The organism is Rathayibacter sp. AC451 (assembly GCF_979253095.1).
In genome coordinates, this window is the sequence record NZ_CEEDBD010000001.1 from 1,494,677 (window position 1) to 1,517,049 (window position 22,373).

The following is a 22,373-nucleotide window of genomic DNA, read 5'->3' on the forward strand; positions in this document are numbered from 1 at the left end:
TCTAGGAAGAAAATCTAGTACGCGATGTACTGTTGCAGCCGATCCCGCTCGGGTCAAGAGGGAGGCGGAACCGATGTCCGAGAACGTGTTCTCGTTCCAGCGCCGGCGCAACGCCCTCGAGATCCTGCAGGGCGCGTGGAGCGGCGAGCCGATGACGGCGTCCGATCTGATCGAGCGCACCGGGCTCACGCGGTCGACCGTGATCGCGGTCTGCGACGACCTCATCGAGCTCGGCTGGCTCGAGGAGCTCGAGAACCAGCGCGCTGCGGGCGACTACGTCAAGGGCCGCCCCGCCCGCCGCTACGCGCTGCGGCGCGAGGCGGGCGTGATCGTGGGGGTCGACGCCGGTCAGCACAGCGTCGGCGTCGACGTCGCGGACCTCCTCGGCGACTCGATCGCGCACCGCGTCGAGCCGGTCGAGCACGAGCCCGTCGAGGAGCTCCCGCACGAGCGGCGCCTCGCCGACATCGAGCGGATCCTCGACCGCACACTCCAGCAGGCGGGAGTGGCCGATGCCGGGGTGCTGGCGATCACCTTCGGCGTCCCGGCACCGGTCGACGCCGACGGCCGCTCCCCCGCCGACGACAACGGCTTCTGGAGCGCGATGAACCCCGGTCTCGCCGACCGCTTCGCCGATCGGGGCTGGCGCCCGGTGGTCGACAACGATGCCAACCTCGCGGCCCTCGCCGAGGGCTGGCGGGGTGCGGCCGTCGGATGCTCCGACTATCTGACCCTGCTCTCGGGCGAGCGCCTGGGCGGCGGTGTCGTCCTCGGCGGCACGCTGCTCCGCGGCGCCCGGGGCCTCACCGGCGAGATGCGCTACCTCGACCTGGTCGAGGGGGTCGGCTCGGCAGAGGGCGTCGCCGCGCTCGCCCGGACCTGGGCGCAGGAGGCCCTCGCTACCGAGGACCGCGCGCCCTCGCTCCTGGATGCGGCGCCGCTCCCGGGCGCCGAGCAGGTGCTGGCCGCCGCGGCCGCCGGGGACGCCCTCGCCCTCGAGATCGTCGATCGGCTCGCCGTCCGCCTGACGAGCGTCGCCGCGACCCTCGCCAACCTGCTGGACGTCTCGCTCCTCGTGGTCGGCGGGGCTCTCGCCGAGTCGGCCGGCCCACTGCTGGCAGACGTCTCGGAGCGCATCGCGCCCCTCGTCCACGCCCCCGCGCCCCGGATCGTCCCCTCGACACTGGGCGACCGCGCCGTCGCGCTCGGCGCCGTCCGAGCGGGTCTGGACCGCGTCCGCGCGGATCCGCTCGCCCTCCGCCTGGCTGCCGCCTCGATCGACACCGCGGCCGCACCGCTCTGAGCTCGGGGCGCCGACGGGACTTCAGCGCCGGAACGCCCGCACGATCAGCAGCACCGCGAGCAGCACCGCCACCGCCGCCGCCGTCGCGGTCGGCAGCGCGAGCAGCAGCACCAGCGCGCCGACCGCCGACACCACCGCCGACCAGCTGCGCAGCTCGGCCTGGTCGATCCGGCGCAGGAGGAGCACCAGGAGGCCGGCGCCGACCGCGAACGCGAGCAGCGCATCCGCGTCGAGGATCACGACCGAGAGCACCGAGACCAGGCAGACGAGCAGCTGGGGAGCGACCGGCGCGCCCGTCCTGGCGCTGATGCCCGCGAGAGGACCGGGGATCTCGCCGGCGCGCACCAGTCGCACGAGGGCGCTCGCGTCGCGCCGGAGCAGCACGACGAGCGCGAGGACGCACGCGAGCACGGCGGCGATCGCCACGAGCGGCTGGGCCGCGGTCCCCGCCGCGGCCGCCAGCAGAGGGGTGGGCGTCGCGGCGAGGGCCGCGGGGCCGACGAGCAGCAGGAGCCCCGCACCGAGGGCGCTCGCGGCGAGAGCGACGGCGCCCGTCGTCACGAGTGCCGACCGGAGGCGCACGCGCACGCCGGAGGGAGCCGGTGCGACGAGGAACAGGGCGTACGCCGCGGCGGTGGTCGCCCCCTCCGCACCGCCGATCACCGTGTCGGCCGGAGGGACCACGGGCGGGGTGACGAGCACCGTCACGGCCGCCGCGGTCAGCAGGAGGAGGACCAGCAGTCCGAGCACCCGCGCGAGCGCCGGCCGCACCACGCCGCCGCGCAGGACGAAGACCGTGACCGCGACCAGGAGGAGCACCGCCGCGGGACGCGCGGCGGCCCCGAGGACGTGGTCAGCCGCCGTGAGGGCGAGGGCGGAGGCACCGAGCGCTCGGCCCGCGAGCGCGAGCCACTCCCCCGTGGGGCCGTCGTGCACCTCGCGACCGGAGTCGGCGATCGCCCCGATCACGGTCAGCGCGGCCGCGATGCCGATCCCGAGCAGCAGCCACCAGCCGGCCTCGAGCGCCGCGGGCGAGAGGACGAGGAACACTCCCGCGAGCGCGATCGCGCCGACGGGCTCCGCGGGACGCAGCGCATGCCGCTCACCGGTCTCGCGTCGCTCGGGCACCCGCTCACCCTAGGCCAGCACCCCTCGTGCGGGGGTTCTCCCGGTGGACACCGATTCGCGTGTCGCCCGGACCGCGCCCGCGGAGCGGCTCGAAGACCTCGTCCGCAGGGCGAACGTGCACGCCACACTGGCGGTCGCACGCCCGAGGACGGCACGCCTCACCCGACCACCGGCACGGCTCGGAGGCGCACGCCCAACTCGACCGTCGGCGCGGCCCGGAGGCGTCGGCTGCAAGGCGGAGGAGGAAGCGATACCGGCGGTATCGCGCCCGACGACAACGCCGCAGACGGCGCCTCCGGGGCGTGCCGGCGCGGCTCGGAGGTGTCGTCTGCAAGGCGGAGGAAGAAGCGATACCGGCGGTATCGCGCCCGAGGACAACGCCGCGGACGGCGCCTCCGAGCCGTGCCGGGCTAGGCGTCGCCGTCGAACATGGAGGTGACGGAACCATCGTCGAAGACCTCGTGGATCGCGCGCGCCAGCAGCGGCGCGATCGGGAGGATCGTCAGGCGGTCCCACTTCTTCTCCTCCGGCAGCGGGAGGGTGTCGGTGACGACGACGGAGTCGATGAACTCGGAGCTGAGGAGCTCGCGCGCCGGGTCCGAGAACACCGCGTGGGTCGCGGCGACGACGACGCCGATCGCTCCGGCGTTCTTCAGCGCCTCGGCGGCCTTCGCGATGGTGCGGCCGGTGTCGATGAGGTCGTCGACGAGGAGGCAGACGCGGCCCTCCACCTCGCCGACGATCTCGTGCACGGAGACCTGGTTGGCGACCTTGGGGTCGCGGCGCTTGTGGATGATCGCGAGCGGCACGCCGAGCTTGTCGCTCCAGATGTCGGCGACGCGGACGCGGCCCATGTCGGGCGAGACGACCGTGAGGGTCGAGGGGTCGAGCTTCTCGCGGAAGTGCTCGAGCAGCACAGGCATGGCGAAGAGGTGGTCGACGGGGCCGTCGAAGAAGCCCTGGATCTGCGCGGCGTGCAGGTCGACCGACATGATGCGGTCGGCTCCGGCGGCCTTGAACAGGTCGGCGACGAGGCGGGCCGAGATCGGCTCGCGGCCGCGGCCCTTTTTGTCCTGGCGGGCGTAGGGGTAGAACGGCGCGACGACCGTGATCCGCTTCGCCGAGGCGCGCTTGAGCGCGTCGACCATGATGAGCTGCTCCATGAGCCACTCGTTGATCGGCGAGGTGTGCGACTGGAGCACGAACACGTCGCCTCCGCGCACGGATTCGCCGTAGCGCACGTACAGCTCGCCGTTGGCGAAGGTGCGCCCCTCGGTGGTCACGAGCTCGGTGCCCAGCTCGTCGGCGACCGCTTCCGCCAGTGCCGGATGCGCCCTCCCCGAGACGAGGACCAGGCTCTTCTTGTTGCTGGCGGTGATGCCCGTCACTGTTCTCCGCTTCCTCCGGTCGGCTGGTCCGAGCCCTCGGGCTCGAGCACCCGGGCGGCCTCGGCGGCGGTCGCCGCCGCGGTCCCGGGTCGGTGGGTCTGCACCCAACCGGCCATGTTGCGCTGCGGAGCGACGGTGATGCCGAGGGCTCCGGCCGGGATGTCCTTGCGGACGACCGTTCCAGCACCCGTGTACGCTCCGTCCCCGATTCTAACGGGGGCGACGAAGACGTTGTGCGACCCGGCGCGCACGTGCGACCCGACCACGGACGACGCCTTGGTCACTCCGTCGTAGTTGGCGAAGATCGAGCCCGCGCCGATGTTCGACTCCTCGCCGATGGTCGCGTCGCCGACGTACGAGAGGTGCGGCACCTTCGATCCGGCTCCGATGACGGCGTTCTTCGTCTCGACGTACGTGCCGATCTTGCCCTTCGCGCCCAGCACGGTGCCGGGGCGGAGGAAGGAGAACGGCCCGACCTGGGCACCCGCGCCGATCACGGCGAGGGTGGCGTCCGAGCGCTTCACGACGGCGTCCTCGCCGATCTCGCAGGAGTCGAGGGTCGTGTCGGGGCCGATGATCGCGCCCGTCGCGATGACGGTCGGTCCCTTGATCTGCGTGCCGGGCAGGATCTCGACGTCGGGCGCGAGGACCGCGTCCACGTCGATCCAGGTCGTCGCCGGGTCCTGGATCGTGACGCCCTCGAGCTGCCAGCGGCGGACGATGCGGGCGTTCAGCTCGACGGCCGCGTCCGAGAGCTGCGCGCGGTCGTTGATGCCGGCGACGAGCCACCGGTCCTGCACGGGCACGGCCTCGATCGCGCGGCCGGCGGCCTTGAGCGCGGCCGCGGCGTCGGTGAGGTACATCTCCCGCTGCGCGTTGTCCGTGCCGATGCCGCCGATGACGGCTCGGAGGGCCGCGGCGTCGAAGGCGTAGACGCCGGCGTTGATCTCGGCGATGGCGAGCTGGTCGGCGTCGGCGTCCTTCTGCTCGACGATGGAGGCGAAGCCGCCGTCCTCGCCGCGGACGATCCGGCCGAAGCCGGTCGGGTCCTCGAACACGCACGAGAGCATCGTCAGGGCGTTCGCCGCGCCGAGGTGCGCGTCGACCAGGCGGCGCAGGGTCGGCGCGTCCAGGAGCGGCACGTCGGCGCTGAGGACCACGACGGTCCCGGCGAAGTCGGCGGGCAGAGCGGCGAGACCGAGCTCGACGGCGCGTCCCGTGCCCGGCACCTCGTCCTGGTCGACGACGAGCGCCGCGGGCGTGTGCTCGAGCACCGCCTCCGCGACGCGCTCGCGCTCGTGGCGCACGACGGTGACGACGTGCCCGGCCTCGAGCGAGGCCGCGGTGTCGAGGACGTGGCCGAGCAGCGGCCGTCCGGCCAGGCGGTGCAGCACCTTGGGTGTGCGGGACTTCATGCGGGTGCCCTGGCCTGCGGCCAGGATCACGACCGCGAGCGTGCTGTCGATGATCGCGTCTCCTCTTCGGCGGGCGCACCGGGACCGGTGCACCCTCGTCTTCCCCGCTCCGCCACCAGGATTCGAACCTGGACCGGACAGCTCCAAAGGCTGCCGTGCTGCCGTTACACCATGGCGGACCGCGCTCGCGCGCGTCGTCCATCCTGCCATCCGGCCGGGACCCCCACAGAACTCCGGAGCCGCCCGTTCACGACTCCCGGGGCGGACCCTCGCAGCCCGCACCCGCCACAATGGAGGGGTGAGCGCGAACGACGAGGTCGACGGCATCGTCGACGCCTGGGTGAGGGAACGACCCGATCTGGACTTCACGCCGCTGCAGGTCTTCTCCCGCATGCGGCGGCTGGCCAAGCAGCTCGAGCGCGCCCGCGGGATCGCCTTCGGCCGCTCGGAGCTCGAGACGTGGGAGTTCGACGTGCTGTCGGCGCTGCGCCGCGCCGGCGCCCCCTACCGCCTCTCCCCCAAGCAGCTGCTGCAGGCGACCATGGTCACCAGCGGCACCATGACCAACCGCATCGACCGCCTCGTCGAGCGCGAGCTGGTCGAGCGCCTCGACGACCCCAACGACGGACGCGGCGTCCTCGTCCAGATGACGCCGTCCGGGCTCGCGCGCGTGGACGCCGCGATCACCCGGCTGGTCGACGCCGAGCAGGAGCTGCTGGGCGCGCTGACGCACGCGCAGCAGGAGCGGCTGGCGCAGCTGCTCCGCAAGCTCTCGCTCGACTTCGGCTGAGGACGGGCCCGCCCCGGCTCAGCCCTCCAGCTGCTCCGAGAGCTCCAGCCAGCGCAGCTCGAGTTCGGCGGTCTCGTCCTCGTAGCCCCGGAGCGTCGCGTTGAGCGCCAGGATGCCGTCGTAGTCGTCCTGGTCGTGGGTCGCCATCTTCTCGTGCACCGTCTTCGCCAGCTGGGTCAGCTTGTGCAGGCGCCGGTCGATCGCCGACACCTCCTTCTCGGCGGTGCGCCGCTCGGCGCCACCGAGCCCCGAGGGTGCTGCGGAGGGGGACGAGGTCAGCGCCGCCGGCCCCGCCTTCTCGAGCGCGCGGCGCAGCTCCAGGTACTGCTCCACGCCTCCCGGCAGGTGCCGGAACGCCCCCTCGAGCACCGCGTACTGCTGATCGGTGACCCGCTCGAGCAGGTACCGGTCGTGCGAGACGACGAGCAGCGTGCCCGGCCAGGAGTCGAGCAGGTCCTCGATCGCCGCGAGCATGTCGGTGTCGAGATCGTTGGTCGGCTCGTCGAGGATCAGCACGTTCGGCTCGCTCAGCAGGATCAGCAGGAGCTGGAGGCGCCGGCGCTGACCTCCCGAGAGGTCCTTCACCGGCGTCGACAGCTGCGCGCTCGAGAAGCCGAGGCGCTCGAGCAGCTGCCCCGGCGTCATGTCCTTGCCGCCGATGGAGTAGCTGGTGCGCTGCTGCGCGATGATCTCGCGGACGGGCTGGTCCTGCACCTCCGTGAGCTCGCGCAGCTGCTGGTCGAGGATCGCGACGCGCACCGTGGTGCCGCGCTTCACCTTCCCGCTCGTGGGCTCGACGCTGCCGGCCACCAGGCCCAGGAGGGTCGACTTGCCCGCGCCGTTGACGCCGAGGATGCCGGTGCGCTCGCCGGGCGCGATCCGCCACTCGATGCGGTTGAGCACCGTCCGCTCGCCGTAGCGCACGGTCACGTCCAGCAGGTCGACGACGTCCTTGCCCAGTCGCGAGACCGCGAGCTGCGACAGCGAGACGGAGTCGCGCACGGGCGGCTCGTCCTCGATCAGCTGGTTGGCCGCGTCGATGCGGAACTTGGGCTTCGCGGTGCGGGCGGGGGCTCCGCGGCGCAGCCACGCGAGCTCCTTCTTCATCAGGTTCTGGCGCTTGGCCTCCATGGTGGAGGCCATGCGGTCGCGCTCGACGCGCTGCAGGATGTAGGCCGCGTAGCCACCCTCGAAGGGCTCGACGATGCGGTCGTGCACCTCCCACGTGGCGGTGCAGATCTCGTCGAGGAACCAGCGGTCGTGGGTCACGACGGCGAGGCCGCCGGAGGCCGTGGCCCAGCGGCGCTTGAGGTGCTCGGCGAGCCAGGCGATGCCCTCGACGTCGAGGTGGTTGGTGGGCTCGTCGAGGAAGACCACGTCCCAGTCGCCGACGAGGAGCTTCGCGAGGGCGACCCGGCGGCGCTGGCCTCCCGAGAGCGAGCCGACGACTCCGTCCCACGGAACGTCGCGCAGGAGACCGGCGATCACGTCGCGGGTGCGCGCGTCGCCCGCCCACTCGTGCTCCTCGAGCCCGCCGACGACCGCCTGGGCGACCGTGAGCTCCTCGTCGACCGTGTCGGCCTGGTCGAGCATGCCGAGCGTGACGCCGCGGCGGTGCGTGACGCGCCCCGCGTCCGGTTCGATGCGCTGCGCGAGCAGGCGCAGGAGGGTCGACTTGCCGTCGCCGTTGCGGCCGACGATGCCGATGCGGTCGCCCTCCTCGATGCCGAGCGAGACGTCGTCGAAGATGACCCGCGTGGGGTACTCGAGTCGCAGCGCCTCAGCGCCCAGGAGATGTGCCATAGGGATCGATTTTACGGGGCTCCGGAGCGGCCCGGCCGACCGCTAGGCGACGGTGATCGTCCTGAGGTGCCAGCCGGTGGCTCCGTCGGGAGCCGGCGGCGCCTCGTCCGAGGTCTGGGTGAGCCCCTCGGAGTCGGTGGCCCGCACGAGCAGGACGTGATCGCCGGGCAGGGCCTCCCACTCGTAGACCCACTGGATCCACGTGTCGGCGGTGACCGCCTCGGCCAGGCGAGCGCTCTGCCACACTCCCCCGTCGACCTGCACCTCGACCTTCGAGATGCCGGTGTGCGGAGCCCACGCGACTCCGGCGACCGCGACCGTGCCCGCGGCGACCGCCTGACCCTGGCGCGGCACGTCGATCCGCGACTCGACCTTGATCGGGCCGCGCTCCGTCCAGCCGCGCGTCGACCAGTAGGCCACGTCGTCGGCGAACGTCGTCACCTTCAGCTCGGTGACCCACTTGGTCGCGGAGACGTAGCCGTAGAGCCCGGGCACGACCATCCGCACCGGGAAGCCGTGCTCGACGGGCAGGGGCTCGCCGTTCATCCCGACGGCGAGGATGCTCGCCCGGTTCTCGTCGGCCAGCACCTCGAGCGGGCTCGAGGCGGTGAAGCCGTCGATGCTGCGCGAGAGGACCATGTCGGCGCCGGCGGTCGGCCGTGCGCGGGCGAGCAGCTCGCGGATCGGGTAGCCGAGCCACAGCGCGGTGCCGATCAGATCGCCGCCCACCTCGTTCGAGACGCACGACAGGGTCACCAGGTGCTCCTCGAGCGGCAGGGCGAGCAGCTCGTCCCAGGTGAGCACGATCTCCTCCTCGACCATGCCGTGGATCCGGAGCGACCAGTCGGCGGGGTCGACGGAGGGGACCGACAGGGCCGTGTCGATGCGGTAGAACTCGGCGTTCGGGGTGACGAACGAGCTGATGCCCTCGACGTCGTCGAGGACGGCGGCGGCCGGGACGGGCGGGGCGGCGGCCGCGGCCCTCGGCAGCACCACGGCCTCGCGGACGGCGGTGACGGCCGCGGAGGCGGCGGTGGCCAGGCGGGCGCCGACGCCCACCACGACGGCGGCGGCTCCGGCGATGCCCACGAGGCGGAGGAAGGACCGCCGGTCGGTCCCACCCCGCGCGGGCTCGTCGTCCCAGGCGCGCAGCCGGGCCGAGGCGGTCCAAAGCACCAGCGCGCCGGCGACCATGCCCGCGATGCTCGGAGCGGCCGAAAGTCCGGTCGCACCCTCCCGTGTGACCGCGGCGAGGGCGCCGAGACCGGCGACGACCACGAGGAGCAGCGCGCCCAGCGGCGGGCGGCGGAACTCCAGCAGACCCGCCGCGACCGCGAGCAGCGCGACCGCGAACGCGAGCGAGGCGAGCAGCACGATCTTGTCGCCCGTGCCGAACAGCGCGATCACCGTGTCCTTCACGCCGGGCGGCACGATGTCGATGACGAAACCCCCGACCGCGACGAGCGGACCGCCTCCGGCGCCCGTGAACACGGCCACGAGCTCGGCGCTCGCGAGGGCGACGACGGCGGAGACGATCCCCGTGAGGATCGCGAGCAGTGCGGCTCTTCTGGGGGGCATGAGCCGCACTCTAAGCCACTGCGCGGGGTGCGGGCTGGGGCCCGCTCAGATCGAGAGGAGTCTCGCTCCGTGCACGGGGCCGGTCACGCGGAGGGCCTTGTAGCGCGCGGTCGTCAGCTCCAGCTGGAGCTCGAGAGCCGCATCCGCGTCCGCCGCGAGGAAGGCGACGGTGGGTCCCGAGCCCGAGACGAGCCCGCCGAGGGCGCCGCTCTCCTCGCCGCGCTCCAGGATCCGCGCCAGACCCGGCTGCAGGTGCAGCGCCGGAGCCTGGAGGTCGTTGTGCATCGCGTCGGCGAGCATCGCCGCGTCGCCCGCCCTCAGCGCCTGCAGCACATTGGGGTCGACGCTCGGCGAGGCCGAGATGGGGCGGAAGTCGTGCAGGTGCCGCTCGCGGTGGCGGTCGAGCTCGCTGTAGACCTCCGGAGTCGAGAGCCCCTGCTCCGAGAGCACGAGCACCCACTCGAAGCGGCCCTTCGCGAGCGCGGGGCTCAGCTCGTCGCCGCGGCCCACTCCGATCGCCGTGCCGCCTGTGAAGGCGAAGGGCACGTCGGCGCCGAGGCTCGCGGCGATGCCGAGGAGCTGCTCCCGCGTGCAGGCCGTGCCCCACAGCGCGTCGCAGGCGAGGAGCGTCGCGGCCGCGTCGGCCGATCCGCCGCCCATGCCGCCCGCGATCGGGACGTTCTTCTCGATCTCGAGGTGCACGCCTCCGCGGTGGCCCGTCGCTCGTGCGAGCGCTCTCGCGGCCTTGACGGCGAGGTTGCTGCCGTCGACCGCGAGGCCGCTCGTGTCGATCGAGCCCGAGAAGGCGACCGAGAAGTCGTCGGCGGCGCTGGCGCGCACGTCCTCGTAGAGCGAGAGCGACTGGAACGCGGTCGCGAGCTCGTGGTAGCCGTCCTCGCGAACGGCCCCCACCTTGAGGAAGACGTTGATCTTGCCCGGTGCCCGCGCGTGGACCACGGTCGACGTCGCGCGAGCAGCCATGCCTCCAAGCTACAGGGTGGCGGAGGGGCCCTCGTGCCCGTCGGACGGGTCCGTCCCGGGGTCCTCCTCGACCGGGTCCGGCACGGTGCCGCCGCGGGTCGGCACGCGAGCGGGATCGAGCGTGCGGCCCAGCGCGACGAAGGAGTCGACGGTCAGCTCCTCGCCGCGAGCAGTCTGCGGGACGCCCGCCGATTCGAGGGCGGCGATCGCCGAGGCGCTGTCGCCGAAGAGCGGGGCGAGCGACTGGCGCAGCATCTTCCTCCGCTGGGCGAAGGCCGCGTCGACGACCGCGAAGACGGCCCGGCGCAGGGTCTCGTCGCCCGGCTCCTCGCCGCGCTCGAACGCCACGAGCACGCTGTCGACGTTGGGGACGGGCCAGAAGATCTGCCGCGAGACGGTGCCGCCGGTCGAGAACGAGCCGAACCAGGCGGCCTTCACGCTGGGGCCGCCGTAGACCTTGGAGCCCGGGCCCGCGGCGAGCCGGAGGCCGACCTCGGACTGCACCATGACCACTCCGGAGCGGATGCTCGGGAAGTGCTCGAGGAAGTGCAGCAGCACCGGCACCGAGATGTTGTACGGGAGGTTCGCCACGAGACGGACGGGATCGCCCGGCAGCTCGAGCACGCGCATCGCGTCGGCGTGCACCACGTGCAGGTCGGCCCCGGGCGCCATCAGCTCGACCGTGCGCGGGAGCTGCTCGGCGAGCCGCCCGTCGATCTCGACGGCCACGACCTGCGCGCCGGCCTCGAGCAGGCCCAGCGTCAGCGAGCCGAGGCCGGGTCCGATCTCGACCACGGTCTCGCCCGCCTGCACGCGCGCGAGCTTGACGATGCGGCGCACGGTGTTGGCGTCGTGCACGAAGTTCTGACCGAGCTTCTTGGTCGGCGTCACGTCCAGCAGCTGCGCGAGGTCGCGGATCTCGGCGGGGCCGAGCAGCCGCGGAACGGCGGGCGCCTCGGCGTCCGCCGCGTGGCGGCCGCTCATGCCAGCTGCCCCACGGGCTCCGTCGGCTCCGAGCCGACCTCGCCGCCCCACTCGCCGTAGACCTGCTCGGTGTTGGAGGCGATGGTCGCGGCCAGGTGCCCCACGTCGGTCTCGAGGTGCAGCGCCATCGCGCGCAGCGTGTGCGGGAGCAGGTACGGAGCGTTCGGGCGGCCGCGCAGCGGGCTCGGAGTGAGGAACGGGGCGTCGGTCTCGACGAGGATCAGGTGCCGCGGAGTGACCGACAGCGCCTCGCGCAGCGACTCCGCGTTCTTGAAGGTGACGTTGCCCGCGAAGGACAGGTACCACCCCTCCTCGGCGCACATCCTGGCCATCTCGGCGTCGCCCGAGAAGCAGTGGAAGACGGTGCGCTCGGGGGCGCCGACACGGCGGAGCGTGTCCATCACCTCGCGGTGCGCGTCGCGGTCGTGGATCTGCAGCGCGATCCCGTTCTCCTTGGCGATGCGGATGTGCTCCTCGAACGAGCGGAACTGGGCGCCGCGGCCGCTCTCGCCGGTGCGGAAGAAGTCGAGCCCGGTCTCGCCGACGGCGCGCACGCGCGGCTGCGTCGCGAGCTCGGCGATCACCGCGAGGGCGTCGTCGAGCTCCCCGCGGGCCTCGAGCTCGGGCGCCTCGTTGGGGTGGATCGCGACCGCGGCCAGCATGCGCGGCTCGGCAGCGGCCATCTCGGCCGACCAGCGGCTCGTCGCCACGTCGGTCCCGACCTGGACGACTCCGCGGACGCCGACCGTGGAGGCCCGGTCGAGCTGCTCGCGGTAGTCGAGCGGCTCGAGGCCGTCGGCGATCTCGAGGTGCGTGTGGTTGTCGTAGACGGGGACCACGAGGGCCTCGGGCAGCGGAGGGTACGTCAGGTCGCGGCCGGAGGTGTTCTCGCGGGCACGGACGTGCTGGCTGTCGCTCATGCGCTCCAGGCTACCGGGAGGGCTCCGGACGGCCCGCGTCCGGGGCGGAGGGGATCTCGCGCCCCCTCTGCTGCTCGAGCAGCCCCGCAGGGGCGCATCGAGCCCCGCCGACTCCGAGACGGCGTGGATCTCGATACGCGCGCTTCGAGCGCTACTCGATCAGCAGCGAGAGGCGCTGCGCACCCCGGCCGAAGGGCGCGGCTCTCACAGGAGGACGGCCGCAGCAGAACCTCGGCCAGGAGCACCGGTCAGCCACCATCGCGACTGAGGAGCGCTCTCGGCCGAGGTTCTGCACCCGAGCCTGCTGGTCGAGTAGCCCCGCAGGGGCGTATCGAGACCGACCGACTCCGGACATCGGGGATCCCGATACGCCCGCGGAGCGGACCACGTGATCAGCAGAGGAGGGCGTCCGCCGCGCGGGCTCGATCAGCAGGCCCGCGGCGTCAGCTCGCGGGGGCCTCGATGCGCGGGAAGAGGGCCTCGAGGGCGCCGACGGTCGTGCCGACGGGCAGGCGGCCCCACTCCCCGGCCTCGCGGATCCGCTGCGCGGCCAGCGCGCCGAGCGACTCCTCGACGCCGAGCGCCGTCCAGAGCTTCGCGGTCGCGCGGGGCACGACCGGCGAGAGCAGCACGGCCAGGGCGCGCAGGCCCTCCGTCGCCGTGTAGAGGACGGTGCCGAGCCGCTCGCGGTCGGCGTCGTTCTTGGCCAGGGCCCACGGCTCCTGCTCGGTGATGTAGCCGTTCAGTTCGTCGACGATCGTCCACACCGCGGTGATCGCGTCGTGGATCGCGAGGGAGTCGATCGCCGCGTCGGCGGTGGACGCCGCCTCGGCGACGGTGCGCCGGACGCGCTCCTCCGCGGGGGTCGCCTCGGCGGGTGCCGGCACGACGCCGTCGTAGTAGCGGTTGAGCATGGCGATCACGCGCGAGGCGAGGTTGCCGAACCCGTTCGCGAGCTCGGCCTGGTAGCGCGCCGAGAGGTCCTCCCACGAGAACGAGCCGTCCTGGCCGAACGTGATCGCCCGCATGAAGTAGTAGCGGAACGCGTCGGAGCCGAAGGTGTCGGTGATCTGCTCGGGAGCGATGCCGGTGAGCTTCGACTTCGACATCTTCTCGCCGCCGACCAGCAGCCAGCCGTGGCCGAAGACCTGCTTGGGCACGTCGAGCCCGGCGGCCATGAGCATGGCGGGCCAGATCACCGCGTGGAAGCGGAGGATGTCCTTGCCGACGATGTGGGTCGCCGGCCAGCGGCGGGCGAACTCCTCGTCGTCCTGGCCGTAGCCGACGGCGGTGACGTAGTTGAGCAGCGCGTCGAACCAGACGTAGACGACGTGCGAGTCGTCCCACGGCACCTTCACGCCCCAGTCGAAGCTCGAGCGCGAGATCGAGAGGTCGGCGAGTCCCTGGCGCACGAAGCTGACGACCTCGTTGCGGGCCGACTCCGGCTGCACGAAGTCGGGCCGCTCCTCGTAGAGCGCGAGCAGGCGCTCGGTGTACTCGCTCATCCTGAAGAAGTAGTTCTTCTCGCTCAGCAGCTCCACCGGCTTGGAGTGGATCTTGCAGACGTACTGGCCCTCGTAGTCGCCGGTGCCCTCGTCGAGGTCCGAGAGCTGCTTGTACTCCTCGCAGCCCACGCAGTAGTAGCCCTCGTACTCGCCGGTGTAGATCGCGCCGGCGTCGTAGAGCCTCTGCAGGAACTTCTGCACGTTGACCTCGTGCCGCTCGTCCGTGGTGCGGATGAAGTCGTCGTTGGCGATGTCGATCGTGCTGAGCAGCGGCTGCCACGCGGTCTCGACGAGGCGGTCGGCCCACGCCTTGGGAGTCGTCCCGTTGGCGGTCGCGGTGCGCAGGATCTTCTGTCCGTGCTCGTCCGTGCCGGTGAGCAGCCAGGTGTCGTCGCCCGCCTGACGGTGCCAGCGGGTCAGCACGTCCGCCGCGACCTCCGTGTACGCGTGCCCGATGTGGGGGACGTCGTTGACGTAGAAGATCGGGGTCGTGAGATAGAAGGAGGCGCCGTCGGACATGGCGACCATCCTATTCACCGTGCGGTGCTGCTCCTTCTGTGTGACGACGCGCTCAGCCGCGGCGGGAGGCGAGGGCCGCCTCGTACAGCTCGCGCCGGGAAAGGCCTGTGCGCTCGGCGACCTCCGCGGACGCCTCCTTGAGCCGAGCTCCGGCGGCGACCCGCGCGAGCACGTCGGCGAGCGCATCATCCTGCGAGGCCTCCCGCTCCGGAGCGCCCTGCACCACCAGGCAGATCTCGCCGCGGAGCCCCCCGGCGGCCCAGTCGGCGAGCTCGGCCGCGGTGCCCCGGCGCACCTCCTCGAACATCTTCGTCAGCTCGCGGCAGACGACGACCCGGCGCTCGGGGCCCATCGCCTCGACGAGGTCGGCGAGCGCGTCGCCGATGCGGTGCGGGGACTCGAAGAACACCATGGTGCGGCGCTCGTCCACCAGCGAGCGGAAGGTCGACACCCGCTCGCCGTGCTTGCGCGGCAGGAAGCCCTCGAAGCTGAACCGGTCGGTCGGCAGGCCCGAGACGGCGAGCGCCATCAGCACGGCCGAGGGTCCGGGGAGCGCCGTGACCGCGACTCCGGCGGCCACCGCGGTCTCGACGAGGTGGTACCCCGGATCGGACACCGTGGGCATGCCGGCGTCGCTGAGCACGAGCAGGTCCTCCTCCCGGGCGAGTTCGACCAGCTCGGCCGCCCGCTGGCGCTCGTTGTGGTCGTGCAGCGCGTAGAGGGTCGGCCGGTTCTCGATGCCGAGCGCCCGCAGCAGCTGGATCGTGACGCGGGTGTCCTCGGCGGCGACGTGCTGCGCGGTCGAGAGCGCCTCCACGAGCCGCCGGGAGGCGTCGCCGAGGTTTCCGATGGGCGTGCCCGCGAGGATGATCATGCGGCCAGTCTCCCAGCCCCGATCCAGCGCAAGCCCCCTGCGGGGTTCCAGGAGCAGAGCGGAGGGTGGAGGTCCCGGGGCGATCGCGCCCGGGAGGGAGAAGGAGAACCGTGAAGGCAGTGCAGTACCGCGAGATCGGCAGCGAGCCCGAGGTCGTCGAGGTGGACAAGCCCGTGCCCGGACCGGGCCAGGTCCTGCTCCGGGTGACCGCGGCGGGGCTCTGCCACTCCGACTCGTTCCTGATGGGCCTCCCCGAGGACCAGTACACCTACGGGCTCCCGCTGACCCTCGGTCACGAGGGCGCCGGAGTCGTCGACGAGCTTGGCGAGGGCGTGACGGGCGTCGAGGTGGGCGACGCTGTCGCGGTCTACGGGCCCTGGGGCTGCGGTGTCTGCCGCACCTGCGCCTCCGGACGGGAGAACTACTGCCCGCACGCGGCGGAGCTCGGGATCACGCCTCCCGGTCTGGGCTCGCCCGGCGCCATGGCGGAGTACGTCGTGATCGACGACGTCCGGCACCTGGTGCCGCTGGGCGACCTCGACCCGGTCGACTCGGTCTCGCTGACCGACGCGGGCCTGACTCCGTACCACGCGATCCGCTCGGTCGCCTCGAAGCTCGTGCCGGGAGCGTCCGCGGTCGTGATCGGGAGCGGCGGACTCGGCCACATCGGGATCCAGATCCTCAAGGCGATCTCGCCGGTCCGCGTGATCGTGCTCGACCTCTCGGACGAGAAGCTGGCCCTCGCCCGCGAGGTGGGCGCCGACGAGACGCTGCGCTCGGACGACGAGGGCGTCGTCGCCCGGATCCGCGAGCTGACCGACGGGGAGGGAGCCGAGGTGGTCCTCGACTTCGTGGGCGCGGAGCCGACGCTCGAGATCGCCCGCCAGGTGGTCGCGGCCGACGGAGCGGTGCAGATCGTGGGCATCGGCGGCGGCGTGCTCCCGACCGGCTTCTTCTCCACTCCGTACGGGGCCTCGGTGCGCGCGCCCTACTGGGGATCGCGGACCGAGCTGATGGAGGTGCTGGACCTGGCGCGCGCCGGACTCGTGCGCGTGCACACCGAGCGCTACTCCCTCGACGAGGCACCGGAGGCGTACCGCCGACTGCACGACGGGAAGGTGCGCGGACGGGCGGTCGTGGTGCCGTGAGGCCCCGTTAGCATGGCCGGGTGACGGACCGACCGCAGCGCGACTTCGACGACCTGCTCCTCGACTCCGCCGGAGCGACCCGGTCGGTGCCCGTCGAGCCCGCGGAGGACGTCGCCGCCGCACCCCGGGTGCGCGAGCCGCAGCCCGACGTGCCGCGCGGCTCCTGGTTCGACGACGTCTTCACCCGACTGACCCTCACCCCGCTCCGGCGACGGCTGTGGGATCTCGGGCTGCCGATCGCCGTGGTCGTGCTCGCCTCCGTGCTGCGGCTGTGGAACCTCGGCCACCCCCGCTCGCTCGTGTTCGACGAGACCTTCTACGTCAAGGACGCCTGGACCCTCTGGAACCTCGGCTTCGAGGGCGCCTGGCCCGAGGACCCCGACCCGGGCTTCGCGGCGGGCGACGTCGACACCTTCACCGGCGCCCCCTCCTTCGTGGTGCACCCGCCGCTGGGCAAGTGGATCATCGGGCTCGGCATGGGCGCGTTCGGAGCCGACGACAGCGTCGGCTGGCGCGTCGCGACCGCGGTCGTCGGGATCCTCGCGGTGGCGCTCGTCATAGCGATCGGGAGGATGCTCTTCCGCTCGACGCTGATCGCCTCCCTCGCGGGCCTCCTCCTCGCCCTCGACGGCCACGCGATCGTGATGTCCCGCGTGTCGCTGCTCGATGGGATCCTGATGTTCGTCGCGCTCTGCGGAGTGGCGGCCGTGCTGCTGGACCGCCGCTGGGCGGAGCTGCGGCTCGCCGAGAAGGTCGCCGCGGGGGCCCTCCCCAGCTGGGGCCCCGTGCTCTGGTGGCGGCCGTGGCTCCTGGTCGCGGGCGTCGTCTTCGGCCTCGCCGCGGGCGTGAAGTGGACCGGGATCTACTTCCTCGCCGCCTACGGCGTGTACCTCGTCGTGGTCGACGCGCTGATGCGCCGCCGCGCGGGCGTGCCGTTCTGGGGCAGCGGGGCGGTGCTCAAGCAAGGACCGGTGACGTTCCTCCTCGTCGTGCCGATCGCGCTCGCCGCCTACCTCCTCACCTGGACCGGCTGGCTCCGCACCTCCGGCGGCTGGGCCAGGCAGTGGGCGACGGAGGCCCCCGGCAACGCCTGGACGGGTGCTCTGGCCTGGGTCCCCGACTGGGCGCAGAGCCTCTGGCACTACCACGTGCAGATGTACGACTACTCGATCAATCTGCGCGCCACGCACCCCTACGAGGCGAACCCGCTGACCTGGCTGCTGATGACGAGGCCGACCAGCATGTACTTCGTCGACCAGGCCCAGGGCGTCGACGGCTGCACGGCGATCCGCTGCGACGAGGCGATCACCTCGGTCGCCAATCCGCTGATCTGGTACGCCGGGGTGGCCGCGCTGCTGTACCTGCTCTACCGCCTCGCGCGGTACCGGGAGTGGCGCGCGGGCTTCGTGCTGATGGGGATCGTCGCGGGCTACCTGCCGTGGATGCTCTACCTGGACCGCACGGTCTTCCAGTTCTACTGCGTCGTCTTCCAGCCCTACATGATGCTCGCGCTCGCGATGACGGCGGGGATCGTGATGGGCTCGCCGCAGGACGCACGGCCGAAGCGGACCCGCGGCCTCGTGATCGTGCTGGTGTTCGTCGCGCTCGCCGCAGCGCTCACCGCCTTCTTCTACCCTCTCTGGACCGGGCAGCAGACCTCGTTCGCCTTCTGGCAGGCGCACATGTGGCTCCCGTCGTGGGTCTGATCGGGCGCCTGGGTCCCGGAGTCGCGGTCTGCGCGGCCGCGGCGGTCCTCGCCGCACTCGTGCACGCTCTGGTGCCGGCGGTGCCGATGCTGACGGCCGCCGTCGCGCTCGGGATCCTCGTGGCGCAGGTGCCTGCCGCGCGTCCGACCCTCAGCGGTGCGCTCTCGCCGGGTCTGAAGTTCTCGTCCCGCTCGCTGATGCGCACGGGCATCGTGCTGCTGGGGCTGACGCTCTCGCTCGTCGACATCGCAGCGCTGGGCTGGGCGGCGATCCTCGTGGTCGTGGGCATCGTGCTCGCGACCTTCGCGCTGACCTGGGCCCTGGGCCGCGCGGTGGGCCTGCCGGGGCGGGAGCCGCTCCTGCTCGCCGCGGGCTTCTCGATCTGCGGCGCCTCCGCGATCGGCGCGATGGCCGGGGCGACCCGGGCGAAGGAGTCGGAGCAGGCCGTGCCGGTCGCGCTGGTGACCCTCTGCGGCACGCTCGCGATCGCCGTGCTGCCGGCACTGCAGCACCCGCTGGGCCTCTCGGCCGATCAGTTCGGGCACTGGGTCGGCGCGTCGGTGCACGACGTCGGCCAGGTCGTCGCGACGGCCCAGATCGCGGGCGCCTCCGCCCTCGCGATCGCGGTGGTCGTCAAGCTGACCCGCGTCGTGCTGCTCGCCCCGATGGTCGCGGTCGCCGCGGCCGTCACGCGCAGGAGCGGATCGGGCACCGGACCGCGCCCCGCGATCGTGCCGCTGTTCGTGGTCGGGTTCCTCGCGGCGATGCTCCTGCGCACCTGGGCGCCCCTGCCGGAGGGCCTGCTCGAGGCCGCGGCCGTCGCGCAGACCTGGCTGCTCGCCGCGGCGCTCTTCGCGCTGGGAACCGGTGTGCGGCTCCGGGCCCTCGTGACGACCGGCTGGCGCGCCCTCGTCGTGGCGCTCGGCTCCTGGTTCGCGATCGCCGCGATGGCGCTGGCCGCCGTGCACGCGACCACCTGACGCACCGACTGTTACGGACTGCGACACCCTGCGCGCCGTGGTGTCGGAGGACGCGGGTAACGTCGATCGCATGGCAGATCGCGAGTACGGCTTCAAGACGCGTGCAATCCACGCGGGCAACATCCCCGACCCGGTGACCGGTGCGCGCGCGCTGCCGATCTACCAGACCAGCGCGTTCGTCTTCGACGACACGGCGGACGCCGCGGCGCGCTTCGCGCTGCAGAAGTACGGCAACGTCTACTCGCGCCTCTCCAACCCCACCGTCGCCTCGTTCGAGGAGCGCGTCGCGAGCCTCGAGGGCGGCCTCGGCGCCGTCGCGACGGCGTCCGGCCTCTCGGCGCAGTTCATCGTCTTCGCGGCGCTGGTCGGCTCGGGCGACCACGTCGTCTCCTCCGCCAACCTCTACGGCGGGTCCATCACGCAGCTCGACGTCACCCTGCGCCGCTTCGGCGTCGAGACGACCTTCGTGCAGTCGAGCGATCCGGCCGACTACGCGGCGGCGATCACCGAGAAGACCAAGGTCCTCTACGCCGAGACCATCGCGAACCCGTCCGGCGAGATCGCCGACATCGAGGGCCTCGCCGCCGTCGCGCACGCCGCCGGCATCCCGCTCGTCATCGACTCGACCGTCGCCACGCCCTACCTGGTGCGCCCGATCGAGTGGGGTGCCGACATCGTCATCCACTCGGCGACCAAGTTCCTCGGCGGACACGGCACCACGCTCGGCGGCGTCGTCGTCGAGTCGGGGCGCTTCCACTACTCGCACGAGAAGTTCCCGCTGCTGCACGACTCCGTCGCCTCGTACGGCGACCTCTCGTGGGACGGCAACTTCGGCGAGTACGGGTTCCTCACCCGGCTGCGCGCCGAGCAGCTGCGCGACATCGGGCCGGTGCTCGCCCCGCACTCGGCGTTCCTCCTCGCCCAGGGCGTCGAGACGCTGCCGTACCGGATCCAGGCCCACGTCGACAACGCGCGCCGCGTCGCCGAGTGGCTCGACGCCGACCCGCGCATCGAGGCGGTCTACTGGGCCGGCCTGCCCGAGCACCCGCACCACGAGCGCGCGCAGAAGTACCTGCCGAAGGGGCCGGGCTCGGTCTTCAGCTTCGTCGTGAAGGGCGGCCGCGCGGTCGGCCAGACCTTCATCGAGTCGGTCGACCTGGCCAGTCACCTCGCCAACATCGGCGATGCGAAGACCCTCGTCATCCACCCGGCGTCGACGACGCACGCGCAGCTCACCGAGCAGCAGCTGCTCGACGCGGGCGTCCTGCCCGGCCTCGTCCGCCTGTCGGTCGGCATCGAGGACGCCGACGACATCATCTACGACCTCGACCAGGCGCTCACCACGGCCGTCGAGAAGCACGGCACGCCGGACGCGCCGAGCGAGCTCCCGGAGGACGCCTCGGCCACCCTCCTCTCCCCCACCGTGGAGGTCTGATCCCATGAGCACGACCGACGACACCGTCGTCCAGCTGTCGAACGGACTGAGCTGCTCCGTCCCGGCCAACTCGCCGCTGGCGAAGATGCTGCGCTCGCAGCGCACCTGGGTGGGGCCCGACGCGAAGCAGCGCCTCGACATCCTCCGCCGCGCGAAGACCGTCGCGATCGTGGGCGCCTCGCCGAACCCGGCGCGCTCGTCGTACTTCGTCTCGACGTACCTGAAGCAGTCGAGCGACTACGAGCTGTTCTTCGTGAACCCGAACGCCACCGAGATCCTCGGGCAGCCGGTCTACAAGAGCCTGGCCGACCTGCCCGTGGTGCCCGACATCGTCGACGTCTTCCGCAAGGCGAGCGACATCCCCTCCGTGATCGACGACGTGGTCGCGATCGGCGCGCCGACCGTCTGGGTGCAGCTGGGCATCTGGAACCAGGAGGCGGCCGAGTACGGCGAGTCGAAGGGCCTGACGGTGGTCATGGACCGCTGCATCAAGGTCGAGCACGCCCGCTTCCACGGCGGCCTGCACCTGCTGGGCTTCGACACCGGGCAGATCACGGCGCGCAAGACGATCCGCTGACACGACGGGCCGGCCGGGACTCCCCGGCCGGCCCGCTCCGCTCAGTCGCCCTTCACGTTCACCAGCTGGCGCAGCGTGTGCCTCACCTCGACCAGGTCGGCGGCGTCGGCCATCACGCGGTCGATCGGCTTGTAGGCCGCCGGGATCTCGTCGAGGAACGCCTCCGTGTCGCGGTACTCGATGCCGGCCATCGCCTCGCGCAGCTGCTCGCGCGTGAAGGTCCGGCGTGCCGCCGAGCGCGAGTACTCGCGGCCGGCCCCGTGCGGCGACGAGTTCAGCGACATCGCGTCGCCGCGTCCGACGACCACGTACGACGCCGTGCCCATGGAGCCGGGGATGAGGCCGGGGCGCCCCGCGTCGGCCTGGATCGCGCCCTTACGGCTCACCCAGACGTCGAGGCCGAAGTGGTGCTCCCGCTCGGTGAAGTTGTGGTGGCAGTTGATCCGCTCGAGCTCGTCGACCTCGGAGCCGATCCACTCCGAGAGCTGCCGGACGACCCGGTCCATCATCTCCTCGCGGTTCAGCAGCGCGTAGGTCTGCGCCCAGCGGAGCTCGGCGATGTACCGGGCGAACTCCTCCGTGCCCTCCTCGAGGTGTGCGAGGTCCGGGTCGGGCAGGGCGATCCGCCGTCGCGCGCAGGATTCGCGGGCGATCCGGATGTGCTCGCTCGCGATCCGGTTGCCGACTCCTCTCGAGCCCGAGTGCAGGAACAGCCACACCGCTCTCGTCGCGGCTCACCTCGATGAAGTGGTTGCCGCTGCCGAGCGAGCCCAGCTGCACCGCCCACCGCGTCGCGTACCGCGCCGGGTCGAAGCCCGCCGCGGCGGCGAGCGCCCTGAGCTCGGCGATCCGCGGTGCGGCGGTCTCGGCGATCCTCCGGTTGGCGGCTCCCGCCGACAGCGGCACGGCGCGCTCGATCCGCTAGCGCAGGGCGGCGAGGTCGCGGCCGACCAGGTCGTCGCGGACGAACCCCGTGCGCACGGCGATCATCCCGCAGCCGATGTCCACTCCGACCGCTGCGGGGATGATCGCGCCGAGGGTCGGGATGACGGACCCCACTGTCGCGCCGCGACCCAGGTGGGCGTCGGGCATGAGCGCCAGGTGAGGGAAGACGAACGGCATCGCGGAGGCGGTGAGCGCCTGGGCGAGTGCGCCCTCGTCGAGGATGCTCGCCCAGGAGACGAGCCGGTCTGCGATCCTCTGCATGGTCCTTCCTCCCGAGAGGCCCGGCCGCGCCGGGGTGGAGATCTGTTCGGCGCGAGCCTAGGAGAGCACCGGAACGCCGCGCGGGAGGGTTGCGCGGAGCTCGACAGGCCGGACGTATTCGAGCGCCCGCCCC

The 22,373-nt window shown here is 72.5% G+C and carries 17 protein-coding genes, 1 tRNA gene and 1 pseudogene; 7 read left to right on the forward strand and 12 right to left on the reverse strand.

What is annotated here, in order from left to right; translation table 11 throughout:
* Positions 1-73: 73 nt before the first annotated feature.
* Complete coding sequence (locus AC0CID_RS07185; protein ID WP_242682993.1) at positions 74-1,303, forward strand: ROK family transcriptional regulator; 1,230 nt, start codon at positions 74-76, stop codon at positions 1,301-1,303.
* Between the two features lie 21 nt (positions 1,304-1,324).
* Here the strand turns inward: AC0CID_RS07185 and AC0CID_RS07190 are convergent, their stop codons facing one another.
* From AC0CID_RS07190 to AC0CID_RS07205, 4 genes are all read right to left on the reverse strand, one after another.
* Positions 1,325-2,431, reverse strand: coding sequence for a hypothetical protein (locus tag AC0CID_RS07190; RefSeq protein WP_465226274.1), 1,107 nt, complete (start codon positions 2,429-2,431; stop codon positions 1,325-1,327).
* A 410-nt stretch (positions 2,432-2,841) separates the two neighbouring features.
* A complete protein-coding gene (locus AC0CID_RS07195) occupies positions 2,842-3,819 on the reverse strand; it encodes a ribose-phosphate diphosphokinase (RefSeq protein WP_207403469.1) in 978 nt (325 codons plus the stop codon).
* Positions 3,816-5,288 carry a bifunctional UDP-N-acetylglucosamine diphosphorylase/glucosamine-1-phosphate N-acetyltransferase GlmU gene (glmU, locus tag AC0CID_RS07200; protein ID WP_465228063.1) on the reverse strand — a complete coding sequence of 491 codons (1,473 nt, stop codon included), beginning with the start codon at positions 5,286-5,288 and terminating at the stop codon, positions 3,816-3,818. The genes AC0CID_RS07195 and glmU overlap by 4 nt, the downstream gene beginning before the upstream one ends.
* 53 nt (positions 5,289-5,341) lie before the next feature.
* A tRNA-Gln gene (locus tag AC0CID_RS07205) sits at positions 5,342-5,413 on the reverse strand.
* A 119-nt stretch (positions 5,414-5,532) separates the two neighbouring features.
* Here AC0CID_RS07205 and AC0CID_RS07210 point away from each other — a divergent pair.
* A complete protein-coding gene (locus AC0CID_RS07210) occupies positions 5,533-6,024 on the forward strand; it encodes a MarR family winged helix-turn-helix transcriptional regulator (protein WP_251945203.1) in 492 nt (163 codons plus the stop codon).
* A gap of 18 nt (positions 6,025-6,042) precedes the next feature.
* On the opposite strand, the gene AC0CID_RS07215 is transcribed toward AC0CID_RS07210, so the two are convergent.
* From AC0CID_RS07215 to rsmI, 7 genes are all read right to left on the reverse strand, one after another.
* A complete protein-coding gene (locus tag AC0CID_RS07215; protein WP_465226275.1) occupies positions 6,043-7,827 on the reverse strand; it encodes an ABC-F family ATP-binding cassette domain-containing protein in 1,785 nt (594 codons plus the stop codon).
* Positions 7,828-7,869: 42 nt separating this feature from the next.
* Entirely contained in the window at positions 7,870-9,405 is a 1,536-nt protein-coding gene (locus tag AC0CID_RS07220; RefSeq protein ID WP_465226276.1) for a molybdopterin-dependent oxidoreductase, read from the reverse strand.
* Between the two features lie 45 nt (positions 9,406-9,450).
* On the reverse strand, positions 9,451-10,386 hold the full coding sequence (locus AC0CID_RS07225) for a 4-(cytidine 5'-diphospho)-2-C-methyl-D-erythritol kinase (RefSeq protein WP_207403472.1): 936 nt from the start codon (positions 10,384-10,386) through the stop codon (positions 9,451-9,453).
* A gap of 9 nt (positions 10,387-10,395) precedes the next feature.
* Entirely contained in the window at positions 10,396-11,370 is a 975-nt protein-coding gene (rsmA, locus tag AC0CID_RS07230) for a 16S rRNA (adenine(1518)-N(6)/adenine(1519)-N(6))-dimethyltransferase RsmA (protein ID WP_465226277.1), read from the reverse strand.
* Positions 11,367-12,290 (reverse strand): TatD family hydrolase, encoded by a 924-nt coding sequence (locus AC0CID_RS07235; RefSeq protein WP_207403474.1) that lies wholly within the window; start codon positions 12,288-12,290, stop codon positions 11,367-11,369. Before AC0CID_RS07235 ends, rsmA begins: the two co-directional genes overlap by 4 nt.
* Positions 12,291-12,733: 443 nt before the next feature.
* On the reverse strand, positions 12,734-14,314 hold the full coding sequence (gene metG / locus AC0CID_RS07240) for a methionine--tRNA ligase (protein WP_465226278.1): 1,581 nt from the start codon (positions 14,312-14,314) through the stop codon (positions 12,734-12,736).
* Between the two features lie 52 nt (positions 14,315-14,366).
* Positions 14,367-15,188, reverse strand: a complete 822-nt coding sequence (rsmI, locus tag AC0CID_RS07245) for a 16S rRNA (cytidine(1402)-2'-O)-methyltransferase (protein ID WP_465226279.1) — start codon at positions 15,186-15,188, stop codon at positions 14,367-14,369.
* A 110-nt stretch (positions 15,189-15,298) separates the two neighbouring features.
* On the opposite strand from rsmI, the gene AC0CID_RS07250 reads away from it, so the two are divergent.
* The 5 genes from AC0CID_RS07250 to AC0CID_RS07270 all read left to right on the forward strand — a co-directional run bounded on the left by AC0CID_RS07250 (position 15,299) and on the right by AC0CID_RS07270 (position 21,034).
* Entirely contained in the window at positions 15,299-16,336 is a 1,038-nt protein-coding gene (locus AC0CID_RS07250) for an NAD(P)-dependent alcohol dehydrogenase (RefSeq protein WP_207403477.1), read from the forward strand.
* A 20-nt stretch (positions 16,337-16,356) separates the two neighbouring features.
* Positions 16,357-18,042 (forward strand): dolichyl-phosphate-mannose--protein mannosyltransferase, encoded by a 1,686-nt coding sequence (locus tag AC0CID_RS07255; protein WP_465226280.1) that lies wholly within the window; start codon positions 16,357-16,359, stop codon positions 18,040-18,042.
* Positions 18,021-19,022, forward strand: a complete 1,002-nt coding sequence (locus tag AC0CID_RS07260; RefSeq protein ID WP_465226282.1) for a YeiH family protein — start codon at positions 18,021-18,023, stop codon at positions 19,020-19,022. Before AC0CID_RS07255 ends, AC0CID_RS07260 begins: the two co-directional genes overlap by 22 nt.
* Positions 19,023-19,092: 70 nt before the next feature.
* On the forward strand, positions 19,093-20,457 hold the full coding sequence (locus tag AC0CID_RS07265; RefSeq protein ID WP_465226283.1) for an O-acetylhomoserine aminocarboxypropyltransferase/cysteine synthase family protein: 1,365 nt from the start codon (positions 19,093-19,095) through the stop codon (positions 20,455-20,457).
* 4 nt (positions 20,458-20,461) lie between these two features.
* Entirely contained in the window at positions 20,462-21,034 is a 573-nt protein-coding gene (locus AC0CID_RS07270) for a CoA-binding protein (RefSeq protein ID WP_251946003.1), read from the forward strand.
* A 41-nt stretch (positions 21,035-21,075) separates the two neighbouring features.
* On the opposite strand, the pseudogene AC0CID_RS07275 reads toward AC0CID_RS07270, so the two are convergent.
* Positions 21,076-22,240, reverse strand: a pseudogene (locus AC0CID_RS07275) (RtcB family protein).
* Between the last annotated feature and the right edge of the window lie 133 nt (positions 22,241-22,373).